Below are 15,126 nucleotides of genomic sequence, written 5' to 3' on the forward strand. Positions count from 1 at the left end.
TAGGATGGCGCGGGAGCCGAACCGGCGGCTGGGAATTTCCAGATATTTCATTCATGAGGGATAGCGACATGATGCGTCGATTTCTGATGCTGATCGGCCTGGTGCTGCTGACGATCTCCGCCGCAAAGGCCGGACCGAACGAGGACGCGGTGGCGACGCGCGCGAGCTGGGAGCAGGTCTACAATGCCGGGGACGCCGACAAGTTTGCCGCGCTCTACACCAAGGACGCGATGCTGTTCGGCTCGACCGCGCAGCTCTTCACCGGCACCGACGGCGTGCGCAGCTATTTCAGCAAGCTGCCCGCAGGCATCAAGGTCAAGATGGGCGATCAGCAGGCGATCGCGGCCGGTCCCGACGTCGTGCTCAGCTCGGGCTTTGCCGACTTCACGCTTCCCAACGGCACCGTGCTGCCCTTCCGCCTGACGCTCGCTTTCGTCAAGGTCGACGGCAAATGGCTGGTGGCCCAGCACCACGGTTCGCCCTTGCCGAAGTGAGGCGGCCCGCCGTCACGGCGCGATCCAGCGCTGCACGGCGTCGGCCGTGTCGCCCGGGTTGGTGTTGAAGCAGATTGCAGCATTCGGCGCGAGCTGGTGCACGAGGTTGAGCACCTTTTCGAACACGAGCAGGCGCTCCTTCGGCTCGCGCAGTCCGGCGCCGATCACCACGCAGTCAAAGCTCGCCTCGCGCAGGGCTGACGTGACCGCCACCTCCGCCGTCTCGTCGAGATCGATCAGGCAGCTCGTGACCCCATAGCCGAGATCGGTGAGACGCAGGAGCTGTGCGTCGATGTAGTTGCGAACCAGCTCAGGCGTGAGCTGCGGGAACGCGCTGTAATCCGCGCTGCCGGGTTCAATGCCGATCGCAAGCACGCGCTTGGCCATCGCAAAATCCCACCACAGTCATCACTGTGATGCCAACGGCCATTCCACCCGGCTGGTTCCCGGCGCATCCGGCCAACGAAGGCTCCTTTTGGCCTATTGCCGGAGCAGGATCAGGGGATCGGCGGTATCGGGCACGCGACGCCATTGTGCGTTGTCATCGGCCTCGAACTGCCAGGCTTCGCCGGCCTTCGACATCAGGATGATCTGGCCGCGCTCGAGCCGCCATTGCGTCGGGTTGAACTGCGCGATCTCGGCGTCGCATTTCGACTTGAGGAAGACCTGGAAATTGTCGGGACCGGCTTCGGTGTTGGTCAGCACGAGCGTGCAGACCGGCTGGCCATTGCCGCGCACCATCGACCAGTCGCCGATCATCTGGTCCATCGACTTGGCCATCGAGCGGGCGGCCGCGAGATTTTGCAGGATGTAGACACCCTCGCCCTGCCGCAGGCCCTCGAAGAGGCCGGCCTCGACCTCGGTGAAGTCGATCACGGATTCGCCGGTCGCATCCTGGAGCCGCACGATGTCGAGGCCCTTGATGCTCCAGGCCGTGATGTCCTTGGTGAAAGGCAGCGCGGTCTTGCAGGCCGGCTCCAGCTCGAGCTTGGAGGCCTGGCCGGCCGCGTCACCCTTCAGCGTCACCACGCAGGTCTTGCTGCGCTCGGTGGTGGACAGCTCCCACTGCCCGACCATGTCCTTCTTCAGGGTCGTCGTGTCCTGCGCCTGCGCAACACCGGTCACGGCGACCAGCGCCGCGACGATTGCCCACGCACCGACCCGAAGATGTGTCATCCGCGACTCTTCACAGGGGTTTCCGGGACCGGCGTGATCGGCGGCTTGCCGGCAAACCAGGTCTTGAGATTGTCGACCACGAGCTGGTCCATCGCGTTCCGCGTTACCACGGACGCCGATCCGATATGTGGCAGCAGAATGACATTCTGCATTGTCTTGAGCTCATCCGGCACGTTCGGCTCGGCAGCGAACACGTCGAGACCGGCGGCAAGGATGGTGCCGGATTTCAGCGCCTGAACCAGCGCAGGCTCGTCGACGACGGAGCCGCGCGCGACGTTGACCAGCACGCCGCGCGGACCGAGCGCCTTCAATACCTCGGCGTTGATCATCTTGTTGGTGCCGGCGCCGCCTGGCACGATGACTATGAGCGTGTCCACGGCCTTCGCCATCTCGATCAGATCGGGATAGTGCTTGTAGGAAACATCCTTGGACGGATTGCGCGAGTGGTAAACGACCGGCACCAGCGAGGCTTCGATCCGGCGCGCGATCGCTTGTCCGATCCGGCCCATGCCGACGATGCCGACCTTGCGATCGCGCAGCGAGCCGACGCTCAACGGATAGTTCTGGGTCGTCCAAAGGCCGGCGCGTACATAGCGGTCGGCCGGGATGAATTCGCGCACGGTGGCAAGCAGAAGGCCCATCGCAACGTCGGCAACCTCTTCCGTCAGAACGTCCGGCGTATTGGTGACGACAATATCGTGCTCGCGCGCATACGCCGTATCGACGTGATCGTAGCCGACGCCGAAATTCGCCACGATCTCCAGCTTCGGGAAATGCGACAGCGAATCCTTGTCGGCCCGCACGGTGTGGTAAGTCACGGCGATACCGCGGATTCTTTCGCGCACGGCAGGCGTCAGGCGCTCGAGGTCGGCCCGCGTCTCCGCCTTGTGCACGACGAAATGGTCTGAGAAGCCGTTTTCGAGAATCGGCCGCACCGGCCCATAGATCAGAAGATCGATCTTCTCGGAAGAAATCGGAGCGGCCGTCATCAGTTTTCCTTTCCAAGGGCGCTTTCATGCCAGCGCCGTAAAACGAGGTGGGAAATTAGCGCCAGCACCCCATAGATGACAATCCCGGCAAGCGACAGCAAAAGCAGCGCCGCGAACATGCGAGGTATGTTGAGACGATAGCCGGATTCGGCGATCCGGTAGGCAAGGCCCGATCCGGCCCCTGCCGTTCCCGCCGCGATCTCGGCGACAACGGCGCCGATCAGCGACAGGCCGCCTGCAATGCGCAGGCCGCCGAGGACATAGGGTAAGGCCGAGGGCAATTTAAGAAAACGCAGGGTTTGCGGCTTCGAGGCGCCATAGAGCTGGAACAGTCCGGCGAGGTTGCGGTCGACCGAATTCAACCCGAGCGTGGTGTTGGAGAGGACAGGGAAAAACGCAACGATGAAGGCGCAGACCACGACGGCGGTTTGCTGGTCGAGATAGATCAGGAGCAGCGGCGCGATCGCGATCACCGGCGTCACTTGGAGAATCACGGCGTAGGGAAACAGCGAATATTCCACCCATTTCGACTGGTTGAACAGCAGCGCGAGCGCGATGCCGCCGAGGCTGGCTGCGATAAAACCTTCGAGCGTAGTGAGCAAGGTGGTGACAAGCGATTGCGACAGCACCGCCCAGTCCTTGATGAGAGTCAGCAAAACGGCCGAGGGCGCCGGCAGCACATAAGGCGGGATCTGCTTGATGCGGACCGCGAGCTCCCAGGCGATGAGACCTGCCGCGAAGACGGCGAGGGGAAGCGCGAAGCGCGCGGCGCGCAAGGCGCGGTTTTCAGGCTTTGCCGGGACGACGGGCTCTGCGCTCATAGCACCGACTGCCCGGAATAGGACGGCGCGAGCGCGCTCGACACCTTGCGGCAATAATCGGCATAGCCTGCGGAGGTGCGAAACTCTTCTCCGCGCGGCTCGACGGTCTCGATGCGGATGTCGGCCTGGATGCGGCCCGGCCGCGCCGTCATCACCACGACGCGCTGGGAGAGATAGACGGATTCGAACACCGAATGGGTGACGAAGACGACGGTCTTGCGCAGGCGCCGCCACAGCGTGAGCAGATCGTTGTTGAGACGAAAGCGCGTGATCTCGTCGAGCGCCGCAAACGGCTCGTCCATCAAGAGGATGTCGGGATCGGTGACGAGCGCACGCGCCAGCGAGACCCGCATCTTCATGCCGCCGGAGAGTTCGCGCGGAAAGGCTCCGCCAAAATCGGCCAGGCCCACACCGGCAAGCGCCTCGTCCACGCGCGCATTCGCCTCGGCCCTGGCGACGCCCGCAAGCTTCAGCGGCAGCCGCACGTTCTCGCGCACGCTGGTCCAGGGCATCAGCGTCGGCTCCTGGAATACGAAACCGATGGCATGCCCGGGCCGCGCCACACCCTCGTGGCGCGAGACCCGCACCGCCCCCGTGCTTGGCGGGCTCAGGCCCGCGATCAGCCGCAGCGCCGTCGACTTGCCGCAGCCGGACGGCCCGAGCAGGGAGATGAACTCGCCCTTGCGGACGGCAAGGTCGAACGGCCCGAGCGCCATCACGCCGTTGTCATAGGCCTTCGTCACGCCGCGCAGACTGACGGCCAGCGCCGTCAGCCCGACATCGCCCCCGGACGAAGCTCTGACGTCCGCCATCGGCTCGCTTTTACGGCTTGCTCGGACGCAGCTCGACGCCGACGCCCTTGTTGACGAAGCGTAGTGTGTAGGACTTGCGATAATCGATGTCGGAGCGCACCACGCCGGCCTTGACCATCTTGTCGAAGAAGGAGGTGTAACGCTCGTCGCTCATGGCGCCGATGCCGTTCTTCAGGGATTCGCCGGAATCGACGATGCCGTACTCCTTCATCTTGGCGACCGAATAGGCGAGCAGCTCGTCGGTCATTTCCGGGTTGAGCTTCTTGATCATGGCGTTGCCGGCGGAATTGTCGCCATAGATGTAGTTGTACCAGCCGACGATCGAGGCATCGACGAAACGCTGCACGAGATCCGGCTTCTTCTCGACGATCTCGCGGCGGGTTTCGATCAGGGTGGAATAGGTGTTGAAGCCGTAATCGGCGAGCAGCAGCACGTTGGGCTTGAAGCCCGCAGCCTTCTCCACCGCAAAGGGTTCCGACGTCACATAGCCCTGCATCGCGCTCTTGGGATTGGCGATGAAGGGCTGCGGATTGAAGTTGTAGGGCCTCACGTTCTTCTCGCTGAAGCCGTATTCCGACTTCAGCCACTGGAAATAGCTGGTCATGCCCTCCTTGGAGACGAACAGCGTCAGGGGCTTCAGATCCTCGATCTTGGCGACCTTGGCATCCGGCTGCGTCAGCATCACCTGCGGATCCTTCTGGAAGATCGCGGCGATCGTCACGACGGGCACGTTGTTGGTGACGGCGTCGAACGACATCAGGGTGTTGGCGGCCATGAAGAAATCGATCTTGCCGGCGATCAGCAGCATCCGGTTGTTCTCATTCGGCCCGCCGGGCACGATGGTGACGTCGAGCCCGTAGCGCTTGTAGGTGCCGTCGGCGACCGCCTGGAAGAAGCCGCCATGCTCGGCCTCGGCGACCCAGTTGGTGCCGAAGGAGACCTTGTCGAGGGTCTCGGCCCGCGCCGGCAGGATCGAGATGCATGCGGCCATCAAGCCTGCCGTTAACGCTCGCCGCAGATGGATGGGGCGCATGATTGGACTCCGTCGATCGTTCTGGACCATGATAAAACACAAGAATTTCGGGGACGCGGCCAGTCGGGCCACGTCCCCTCGAGACCGCCAAACTACTACGTTACAAATTCGCGCAAAGAAACCACGATGAGACCTTCCCGCGACTGGACCGATATCCGCTGGAGCGAGACCGGTCTTGCGGAACCGGCGCGCTGGATCGCGGTCTTGCCGCTGGCGGCGACCGAGCAGCATGGGCCGCATCTGCCGCTCGAAACGGATGTGCTGATCGCCGAGGCATATCTTGCGCGGGTGCGCGAGCTCGCGCCCGAAAACCTTCCTGTCACGTTTCTAGGGATCGAGCGGATCGGAATTTCCACCGAGCATATCGACTACCCGGGCACGCAGACGCTACCGACCGAGGTGGCGCTGAAGAGGTGGACGGGAATCGGCGAGGAGGTCGCGCGGGCGGGCCTCAGAAAGCTCGTCATCGTCACCAGCCATGGCGGCAACAGCGCGGCGATGATGCTGGTGGCGCAGGATCTGCGCGCACATCAGAAGCTGTTCGTCGTGACGACGTCCTGGTCGCGGCTCTCTGGCGCGGAGCTATTGTTTCCCGCCGACGAAGTGCGCCACGGCATTCACGGCGGGGCAGTCGAGACCTCGATCATGCTGGCGCGCTATCCGTCAGAAGTACGCCAGGATGCGATTGCCGATTTTGCTTCGAACAGCATCGCGATGGAGCAGCAATATCGCTGGCTGTCGACGCAGCGGCCCGCACCATTCGCCTGGCAGGCGCAGGACCTGCACCTGAGCGGCGCCGTCGGCAACGCGACACTGGCCTCCGTCGAAAAAGGCGAGCAACTCGTCGACAGGGGCGCACGTGCGTTTTGCGAACTGCTGGCCGAGGTCGATAACTTCGACGTGAAGAGACTCGCGTCAGGCCCTCTCGCCTAACTCATATCTCTTTGCGATTCCTGGATTATCGACCAGGTTTCGGAGCCAGCCTGGCACCCTTCGAACCCGAACGCGCAAGCCTCCGTCCAACTGAGCACGCGGGCCACAACGGACCGCCTCACGCCGGATGGAGTTTGAAATGTCGATCAAGACCAAGATTGCCGCCATTGCTCTCGCGGCCATGACTGTGACCGCCAGCATTGCGTCCACCACCGCGACCGCCCAGGCCAAGCCGTTCGGCTGGGGCTGGGGTGTCGGCGCCGGCATCGCCACTGCCGCCATCGTCGGCACTGCGATCGCCGCCAGCAACGACCCCTATTACTACGGCTATCACCGCTGCGGCTGGGTCGCCCAGTATGACGCCTTCGGCCAGTACCTCGGCCGCGTCCGCACTTGCTACTGATCTTACATATTTGAGGCCCAATCCCTGAGTGGATCCTGCGTCCGACACGGGCGCCTCATCCACCCCGTGTCGTGCCCCGACCCCGTCCGGTTGTCCCCCCGGGCGGGGTCATCCTTTTTTGGCGTCGGCGTTTTTGTTGCAGTCCCGTCACACAAGGATGCGAACCATCTTCTGCGACATCGCGCGCTTGTTGCTATTGAGAATTACTCGCAATAAGGTTCGCAGCAGGCTCAGGGACTTGGGAAGAAATCGCGTCGCACCGCGATCATCTCGTTCGATCGAGTGAACGAGAAGCACCTGATGACAGGATCGCCACGAATCGGCAGGGATATCGGGGCGTGGGCATATTTGCGTCTTGGGGGCGCGCGTTTTGACGTTGAGAGTTCACCGACATCGCCTTTTGCAGACGGCCGCTGCGATCGCCTGCGGCATGCTGGCGCTCCCCGTGGACGGCCGGGCCGCCGACCTGCCGCTGAAGGCGCCGGCCGTGAAGGCAATCTATGACTGGACCGGCTTCTACGTCGGCGGCCATGTCGCCTATGGCGATGCGAGCTTCGGGCCCGGCACCAATCCGCTGCCTGAGCAGGGTGTATTCCTTCCTCACAGCGCAACCGGCATCTCCGGCGGTTATCAGCTCGGCTATAATCGTCAGTTCGCCAATCGCGTCGTTCTCGGAATCGAGGCGGACGCCACGTTCACGGGTCCGCTGGATCCGGCGGCGCTGGGCCGGGATCCTCACCCCTTCAACACGACGATCGACTATGTCGGCACGGTGCGGGGCCGCGTCGGCTACGCGTTCGGACGATTGATGCCGTACGTCACTGGCGGCTTCGCGTGGGGGCACACCCACATCAATGTCAACGACGCGAACGGCGACGCGCAGTTTCCGGTCGGACATTACCAGACCGGCTGGACCGCAGGACTTGGGCTCGAGTTCGCGGTCAGCGGCAATTGGACGGCAAAGGCCGAGTACGAATACATCGATCTGGCGCGTCACGCCTACGATCTAAGCGGCTTTGGCCTCGCCAATGTCGACGTCGACCCGCGTATCCATTTGTTCAAGCTCGGCCTGAACTATCAATTCGGCGATACGCCGTGGATGGCGCCCGTCAACGGCAAGACGAAACTGCCGGAATCCGACGACTGGAACGTCCACGCACAAACAACTTTCCTGCCGCAGGGTTATGGGCCGATCCACTCGCCCTATGCCAGCCCGCAAAGCCTTCCGGGCGGCGGCCAGTTGCAGGCGACGTGGACCACCACGGCATTTCTGGGCGCGCGGCTCTGGGAGGGTGGCGAGTTCTATTTCAATCCCGAGCTTGCGCAGGGCTTCGGCCTCAACGGGACACTCGGCCTTGCCGGCTTCTCCAACGGCGAAGCGCAGAAGGCCGGAGCGCCGTTCCCGAAGATTCGTGCACAGCGCTACTATCTCAGGCAGACGTTCGGACTCGGCGGCGAGCAGGAAGAAGTCGCCGACGGGCCGAACCAGCTCGCCGGCAAGCGCGACATCGACCGCATCACGCTGATCGTCGGCCGCTTCGCCGTCGGCGACTTCTTCGACAACAATGCATACGCGCACGATCCGCGCGCCGACTTCATGAACTGGTCGTTGTGGGAGTCGGCGGCCTACGACTTTCCTGCCGACCTGCCGGGCTATACGCGCGGCGCCGTGGTCGAGCTCAACCGCAAGGACTGGGCGGTGCGCGCCGGCCTGTTCCAGGTCCCGGCAGCGCCCAACAGCGACGTGCTCACCTTCAAGACCGGCGGCAGCGTGATCGAATTCGAGGAGCGGCATTCGATCTTCGATCAACCCGGCAAGCTCCGGCTCGGCGCGTTCTACAACAGTGGCAATACCGCCAACTACCGTGAGGTGCTCGCGATCGCCGCCGCCAACCCCGCGCTCGATATCAACGACATCGCGACCGCCAACCAGCGCGACCGCACGAAATACGGGTTCTACGCCAATCTCGAGCAGCAGATCGTCAAGGACGTCGGGCTGTTTGCCCGCGCGAGCTGGAACGACGGCCAGAACCAGATTCTGTCCTTCACCGACGTCGACCGCAGCCTGTCCGGCGGACTGTCGATCAAGGGCAGCTCTTGGGGACGGGCGGACGATACGATCGGCATCGGCGGTGCGATCAATGGGCTTTCCGCTGCACATCGCGATTTCCTCGCAGCCGGCGGTACCGGCCTGCTGATCGGCGACGGCCAACTCAACTACAGCCCCGAGCGAATTCTCGAGGCCTACTATGCCTGGAAGCTCAATTCGTGGTCGACCCTGACGTTCGACTATCAGTTCATCACAAACCCGGCCTATAACGCCGACCGTGGGCCGGTCTCGATCCTGTCAGGACGCCTGCACGCCGAGTTCTAAACACTCCAGCCCAACGTTCCAGCCAAGGGCGGGCCGCATGAGACTTCAGGATTTTCGTAGCGCCGCGATCGGGCAGGCGCTGCGCCCCAATGTTTGGGACATTGCGGCCCTGATCCTGGTCGTCGGCGCCATGGTGCTGATCGTCTATGGCGGCGAGCAGACCACAATGCCGCTGTCCGAGCTCGAGCGTACGCCGGTGTCGCTCGATCCGTCGAACTTGCCGTTCTACGCACTGCGTACGACGATGCGGATGCTGCTTGCCATCATCTGCTCCACGATTTTCACCTTCATCTATGCGGCGATCGCCGCCAAGAGCCGGCGCGCCGAGATGGTGATGATCCCGCTGCTCGATATCCTGCAATCGGTACCGATCCTGGGCTTCCTCACCTTCACCGTCGTTTTCTTCCTGAACCTGTTTCCGGGTCAGGTGCTGGGTGCGGAGCTCGCCTCGGTGTTCGCGATCTTCACCAGCCAGGCCTGGAACATGACCTTCAGCATGTACCAGTCGATGCGGAACGTGCCGAAGGACCTGGAGGAGGCAACCCAAAGCTTCCACCTCTCGGGATGGCAGCGCTTCTGGCGGCTCGACGTGCCCTTCGCGATGCCCGGCCTGATCTGGAACGCGATGATGTCGATGTCGGGCGGCTGGTTCTTCGTGGTGGCGTCCGAAGCCATCACCGTCGGCAATACCACCGTGACACTGCCGGGCATCGGCTCCTATGTCGCGCTGGCGATCCAGCAGCAGAACCTGTCCGCCATCTTCTACGCGATCCTGGCGATGCTCTTCGTCATCATCGCCTATGACCAGTTGCTATTCCGCCCGATCGTCGCCTGGGCCGACAAATTCCGTTTCGAGCAGACGGCTTCGGGCGAGGCGCCGACCTCCTGGATGCTCGACCTGTTCCGCCGCACGCGGGCACTGCGCGCGCTGACGCTGCCTTTTACGGCGCTGAGCCGCTTGGTCTCGAACCTGCGCATCCCGCTGCCGACATTCTCCTCCGCGGCCAAAGTCAAAAGCGGCCCGTCGCGGCTGGTCGATGCGCTTTGGGTCACGATCATCCTCGCTGGCACGGCTTATGCCGCCTGGCTGACCTATCGCTATCTCTCGAGCAGTCTGAGCCCGACCGACGTTCTCCTCGTCATCCGCGACGGTCTCATCACGCTGCTTCGCGTTACCGTGCTGATCAGCCTCGCCACCCTGATCTGGGTGCCGGTTGGGGTCTGGATCGGGCTTCGCCCGAAACTCGCCGAGAGGATCCAGCCGCTGGCGCAGTTTCTGGCGGCCTTTCCGGCCAATCTTGCTTTTCCCGTGTTCGTGGTCGCGATCGTCCGCTTCAAGCTGAACGCCAATGTCTGGCTGAGCCCGCTGATGATCCTTGGCACGCAGTGGTACATCCTGTTCAACGTCATCGCCGGAGCCAGCGCATTTCCGAGCGATATGAAGGAAGCGGCGAGCAGCTTCCATCTCAGCGGATGGCGGTGGTGGGTCAAGGTGATCCTGCCCGGCATCTTCCCCTATTACGTCACCGGCGCGATCACCGCGTCGGGCGGCTCGTGGAACGCCTCAATCGTCGCGGAGGTCGCAAGCTGGGGCGACACGCATCTCAATGCCGCCGGACTCGGCGCCTATATCGCCAGCGCGACGGAAGCCGGCGATTTCCCGCGCGTCGTGCTCGGCATTGCCACCATGTGCATCCTGGTGACGTTGTTCAATCGCCTGGTCTGGCGGCCGCTCTATGCCTTCGGCGAACGCCGCCTGCGTCTCGGTTGATGAGGAGATCACCATGCTCGACCAACCCTCCGCGCTCATCGATATCCGCGGCGTCTGCCGGTCCTTTCCCAAGGGCAGCGGCGAGCAGCTCCTGGTGCTCGAAAAGGTCGACTTGACGATCCGCTCCGGCGAGATCGTCGGCCTGCTCGGCCGCTCGGGCTCCGGCAAGTCCACGCTTCTGCGGATCATTGCGGGCCTCGTTACGCCATCCTCGGGCAGTGCAAGCTGCCGGGGTGAGACCATCATCGGTCCGCCGAATGGCGTAGCCATGGTATTCCAGTCGTTTGCCCTGTTTCCCTGGCTGACCGTGCTTCAGAACGTCGAGCTCGGACTCGAGGCGCTCGGCGTCGATGCCGCCGAGAGGCGAAAGCGCGCGCTGGCGGCAATCGACCTGATCGGCCTCGACGGCTTCGAATCCGCCTTTCCCAAGGAATTGTCCGGCGGCATGCGCCAGCGGGTCGGCTTCGCCCGCGCGCTGGTGGTGCACCCGGACCTGCTGCTGATGGACGAGCCGTTCTCCGCCCTCGACGTGCTAACAGCCGAGACGCTGCGCACCGACCTGATCGATCTCTGGATCGAGGGCCGCCTGCCGATCAAATCCGTGCTGATGGTGACGCATAATATCGAGGAAGCGGTGCTGATGTGCGATCGCATCCTGGTGTTCTCCTCCAATCCAGGGCGCGTCGCCGCCGAGATCAAGGTCGAGCTGAAGCATCCGCGCAACCGTCTCGATCCGCATTTCCGCCAGCTCGTCGACAGCATCTATGCCCGCATGACCCAGCGCGCCGAGCCGAAGGCGCCGTCGCTCGAAGGCATTCCCGGCTCCGGCGTCGGCATGACTCTGCATCACGTTTCCTCCAACGTTCTATCGGGCCTGATCGAGACGCTTGCCGGCCCGCCCTATGATGGGCACGCCGACCTGCCGGTGATCGCGGGGCAGCTCCAGCTCGAAGCCGACGAGATCCTGCACCTCGGCGAATCCCTGCAGCTCCTGCGTTTCGCCCAGCTCAGCGAAGGCGACCTGATGCTGACCGAAGCCGGCAAGCGGTTCGCAAATCTCGAGACCGATGCGCGCAAGAAGCTGTTCGCCGAGCACCTCGTGACTTACGTGCCGGTGATGGGACTGATCCGCCGCGTCCTCGATGAACGTCCCTCGCACACTGCGCCCTCGGCGCGCTTCCGCAACGAGCTCGAAGACTACATGTCCGAGGATTATGCGGACGAGACGCTCAGGACGGTTGTGTCATGGGGCCGTTACGCCGAGCTATTCGCCTATGACGAGCAGTCCGAGACGTTCAGCCTGGAGAATCCTGGTTAACCGTTCTCATTGAGCGACGACACTGCGCGAAGCATCGCCTTCAACGGCATCGCATCGTCGAAAGCAGCGTTCTCCCTCTCTCGGTTTTCCTGGCTGCGTTTAGCCTTCGTTAATGATGCTGCTCGATCCGGCAACGGCGGATTTTCGGCGACCCATGTTCACGCGATCCGCGTAAGCTTTACTTAACAGGCGATCTTCAAAGTTCCCCCCTGCCGAGAGGTCGGCAGAGGTTGCCCGGTCACGCTACCCGGTCCTCGATCCTTGATAGACCAGAGAAATTGCCTCTGCCGGGACCCACGGCGATTAGGGTGAAGATCATGCTCCGCGCTCGGTTGTATCGTTTTGCCAGAGATCGCAAGGCCAACGTCGCGGTGATCTTTGCACTTGTGATGGTTCCGACCGTCTTTCTGCTGGGCATGGCGCTGGACTACACTCATACGCAGCACATGAAGGTCGACCTCGACGCCGCCGCCGACGCGGCCGCCGTCGCCACCGTCACCTCGGCGATGATGCAGCAGAGCCCGACGGCGGCCCAGACCGCAGCGAAAAACGTTTTCAACATCACCGCGAATAGCCTGGTGAGCAACAACAACCTGGCGGGACAGCCAACTGTCACGGTCGCGGTCAATTGCAGCAGCCCCAATTCCACAACGGGCTATTGTACCTACGCCGCCTGCCCCTCTCCCCCCGCCACCGGCGTGGACTCAGTCTATGCGGACCCTGTCAACTCAAACAACCAGGTCGTTCGCAACGTCCAGATTTGCTACAACGGGACCGCGACCAACGCCTTTCCGAACCTGCTCAAGCAGGCCAACTGGCCGTTCGCAGGTGCGTCAACGGCACGCAACCAGGGCGCACCCAATATCAACTTCTATCTCTTGCTGGACGACTCGCCTTCCATGGCGATCGGCGCCACATCGACCGATATCAGCACGCTGATCGCCAACACGCAAAAGCAGGTCGACTCAAACGGGACCAAAGGGTGCGGGTTCGCATGCCACGAAACCAACCCTGCTGCGGACAATCTGGGCAATCCAGGCGGGATTGATAACTACCAGCTTGCGCGCAATCTTGGCCTCACGTTGCGCATCGATCGTGTAACGCAGGCAGTCCAAGCCCTGATGAATACCGCCCAAAGCGTATCGACCACCAATCGAAACACTTACGGGGTAGCGATCTATACGTTCGATTATCAGTTGAACAGCAGCTCGCCAATCTTCGCGCCCAACGGAAAACCCGGGGTGGTGCAAACTCCCGTGACGCCCGCCTCGACGACCAGCTACACGGTAGCGACCATCCAGAGTGCAGCCAGCAGCATTGCGGTCCTGCCAGTCTACAAGAACAACTGGCTGACATCGACGAACAATAATAGCGACGCCGACACCAGCATCGCGGGCGCATTGAACGCTCTCAACAAGATCATGCCGACTCCGGGCAATGGCACCAACGTCGCTAACGATACGCCACAGGAAGTGGTCTTCCTCGTGACCGATGGCGTTGAGGACGTGATGACTACGACCGACGCGTACACGAAATCCTGCAACAAGACGCTCAGTGGCAAGCGCTGCCAGCAGCCGCTCGACCCCACGATCTGCACCACCATCAAGAACAAGAAGATCCGCATCGCGGTGCTTTACACCGAATATGACGACTCGGCGCTCCATAAATCCAACCAGTGGTACGATACCTGGATCTACCCCTTCAACGGCACGTCCACCGGCTCGACCAGCCAGATCGAGACAAATCTGCAATCCTGCGCCTCGTCGACCGATTTGTACCAAAAGGTGACGAAGAACGACGACATCACGGCCGCACTCCAGGCTCTGTTCCTCAAGGTCGCGTCCAACCCCCGCCTGACTCAGTAGAGAAAGCAGTCATGACCGCCACGCACGCCGCGCCCACAACCAAACGCCGCCGCTGGCGTGCGTTCCTTGCTGATCGGAAGGGCGCAACCGCGGTCGAGTTCGCGCTGGTCGGCGCACCGTTCATCGCTTTGCTGCTCGCCATCATCCAGACCTTCCTTGTTTTCTTCGCTCAACAACTCCTGGAACAGGTGGTGAACCAATCGAGCCGGACGATCCTGACGGGGCAGGCGCAGGCCCAGAGCATGACCCAGGCCCAGTTTGCCAGCGCGGTCTGCTCCAACGTTGTGATCCTGTTCGACTGCAAAGGCCTGATGGTCGACGTCCAGGTTGCGAGCGCGTGGAGTTCGGCGAACACGGGCCTGCCAACCCTGACCTACGACGCGCAAGGAAACGTGACGAACACCTGGCAATACAGCCCCGGTAATCAGGGCGACATCGTCGTCGTGCGGGTGATGTATTTGTGGCCGGTTTACCTGGGTCCACTCGGCTTCAATCTGGCGAACCAGTCGAATGGCAGCCGCCTGATCATGGCAACCACGGCGTTCATGAACGAGGCCTTCGTCAACTCATGAGCCGGAGGCTTCATCACGTGCGGAACTTATGGGTCGACACCCGCGCCGTGGCCGCGGTGGAATTCGCCATCGTGGTGCCGTTCATGCTGGTGCTCTATGTGGGCGGCGTCGAACTCGGGAACGGGCTCGCGATCAGCGTCAAGGTCAGCGAAACCGCCCACACCGTGGCGGACCTGGTGTCGCGAAACGCATGCGTCACCGACTCATCGCTGAGCACCATGCTTGGTGCGTCGGCGGCGACGATCGCTCCCTATTCCTCCGCTCCCTATTCCTCCACGGCTGTGTCGGTAGTGGTGTCCGAAATATCCACGGACTCCAGCGGCAATGCGACCGTGACCTGGAGCAAGGCGCTCAACGGGACTCCGCTGAGCGGCACGGTAACTTTGCCCGCGGCCCTCGGCACTCCCTCGCCCGCCAACGTATCGTTGATACTCGGCCAGGTCACGTACCAATACACGCCCAACCTTGGTTATACGATCAGCGGGACTATCCCGATCAGCGAGAGCTATTACCTGTATCCGCGCGTTTCCTCCTCCGTGCAGTATCCGTGCAGCTGAAAGAGCGC

General features: G+C 62.7%; 15 protein-coding genes. 9 read left to right on the forward strand and 6 right to left on the reverse strand.

Annotated features, from left to right (window positions below; genetic code table 11):
* The first annotated feature begins 68 nt into the window (after positions 1 to 68).
* Positions 69 to 494 (forward strand): SgcJ/EcaC family oxidoreductase, encoded by a 426-nt coding sequence (locus SO156_RS13510; protein ID WP_498535105.1) that lies wholly within the window; start codon positions 69 to 71, stop codon positions 492 to 494.
* 12 nt (positions 495 to 506) lie between these two features.
* Here the strand turns inward: SO156_RS13510 and SO156_RS13515 are convergent, their stop codons facing one another.
* From SO156_RS13515 to SO156_RS13540, 6 genes are all read right to left on the reverse strand, one after another.
* Complete coding sequence (locus tag SO156_RS13515; RefSeq protein ID WP_498535106.1) at positions 507 to 881, reverse strand: hypothetical protein; 375 nt, start codon at positions 879 to 881, stop codon at positions 507 to 509.
* Positions 882 to 974: 93 nt separating this feature from the next.
* Positions 975 to 1,670 carry an AprI/Inh family metalloprotease inhibitor gene (locus tag SO156_RS13520; protein WP_498535107.1) on the reverse strand — a complete coding sequence of 232 codons (696 nt, stop codon included), beginning with the start codon at positions 1,668 to 1,670 and terminating at the stop codon, positions 975 to 977.
* Positions 1,667 to 2,659, reverse strand: a complete 993-nt coding sequence (locus tag SO156_RS13525) for a 2-hydroxyacid dehydrogenase (RefSeq protein ID WP_498535108.1) — start codon at positions 2,657 to 2,659, stop codon at positions 1,667 to 1,669. The genes SO156_RS13520 and SO156_RS13525 overlap by 4 nt, the downstream gene beginning before the upstream one ends.
* Complete coding sequence (locus SO156_RS13530) at positions 2,659 to 3,480, reverse strand: ABC transporter permease (RefSeq protein ID WP_498535109.1); 822 nt, start codon at positions 3,478 to 3,480, stop codon at positions 2,659 to 2,661. The genes SO156_RS13525 and SO156_RS13530 overlap by 1 nt, the downstream gene beginning before the upstream one ends.
* Positions 3,477 to 4,292: an ABC transporter ATP-binding protein gene (locus SO156_RS13535; protein ID WP_498535110.1), complete on the reverse strand. Its 816-nt coding sequence runs from the start codon at positions 4,290 to 4,292 to the stop codon at positions 3,477 to 3,479. The genes SO156_RS13530 and SO156_RS13535 overlap by 4 nt, the downstream gene beginning before the upstream one ends.
* A gap of 10 nt (positions 4,293 to 4,302) precedes the next feature.
* On the reverse strand, positions 4,303 to 5,325 hold the full coding sequence (locus SO156_RS13540; RefSeq protein WP_498535111.1) for an ABC transporter substrate-binding protein: 1,023 nt from the start codon (positions 5,323 to 5,325) through the stop codon (positions 4,303 to 4,305).
* 126 nt (positions 5,326 to 5,451) lie between these two features.
* Here SO156_RS13540 and SO156_RS13545 point away from each other — a divergent pair, with 126 nt between their 5' ends.
* The 8 genes from SO156_RS13545 to SO156_RS13580 all read left to right on the forward strand — a co-directional run bounded on the left by SO156_RS13545 (position 5,452) and on the right by SO156_RS13580 (position 15,118).
* Positions 5,452 to 6,258 carry a creatininase family protein gene (locus SO156_RS13545; RefSeq protein WP_498535112.1) on the forward strand — a complete coding sequence of 269 codons (807 nt, stop codon included), beginning with the start codon at positions 5,452 to 5,454 and terminating at the stop codon, positions 6,256 to 6,258.
* Between the two features lie 139 nt (positions 6,259 to 6,397).
* Complete coding sequence (locus SO156_RS13550) at positions 6,398 to 6,661, forward strand: hypothetical protein (protein WP_498535113.1); 264 nt, start codon at positions 6,398 to 6,400, stop codon at positions 6,659 to 6,661.
* Positions 6,662 to 7,091: 430 nt separating this feature from the next.
* Positions 7,092 to 9,035 (forward strand): carbohydrate porin, encoded by a 1,944-nt coding sequence (locus tag SO156_RS13555; RefSeq protein ID WP_498535171.1) that lies wholly within the window; start codon positions 7,092 to 7,094, stop codon positions 9,033 to 9,035.
* 37 nt (positions 9,036 to 9,072) lie between these two features.
* Positions 9,073 to 10,806, forward strand: a complete 1,734-nt coding sequence (locus SO156_RS13560) for an ABC transporter permease (protein WP_498535114.1) — start codon at positions 9,073 to 9,075, stop codon at positions 10,804 to 10,806.
* 13 nt (positions 10,807 to 10,819) lie between these two features.
* Complete coding sequence (locus SO156_RS13565) at positions 10,820 to 12,124, forward strand: ABC transporter ATP-binding protein (RefSeq protein ID WP_498535115.1); 1,305 nt, start codon at positions 10,820 to 10,822, stop codon at positions 12,122 to 12,124.
* Positions 12,125 to 12,441: 317 nt separating this feature from the next.
* Positions 12,442 to 13,989 (forward strand): TadE/TadG family type IV pilus assembly protein, encoded by a 1,548-nt coding sequence (locus SO156_RS13570; RefSeq protein WP_498535172.1) that lies wholly within the window; start codon positions 12,442 to 12,444, stop codon positions 13,987 to 13,989.
* Positions 13,990 to 14,000: 11 nt separating this feature from the next.
* Positions 14,001 to 14,561 (forward strand): TadE/TadG family type IV pilus assembly protein, encoded by a 561-nt coding sequence (locus tag SO156_RS13575; RefSeq protein WP_498535116.1) that lies wholly within the window; start codon positions 14,001 to 14,003, stop codon positions 14,559 to 14,561.
* Between the two features lie 17 nt (positions 14,562 to 14,578).
* A complete protein-coding gene (locus tag SO156_RS13580) occupies positions 14,579 to 15,118 on the forward strand; it encodes a TadE/TadG family type IV pilus assembly protein (RefSeq protein WP_498535117.1) in 540 nt (179 codons plus the stop codon).
* Positions 15,119 to 15,126 lie beyond the last annotated feature (8 nt).

It is taken from the genome of Bradyrhizobium sp. UFLA05-125 (genome assembly GCF_059803515.1).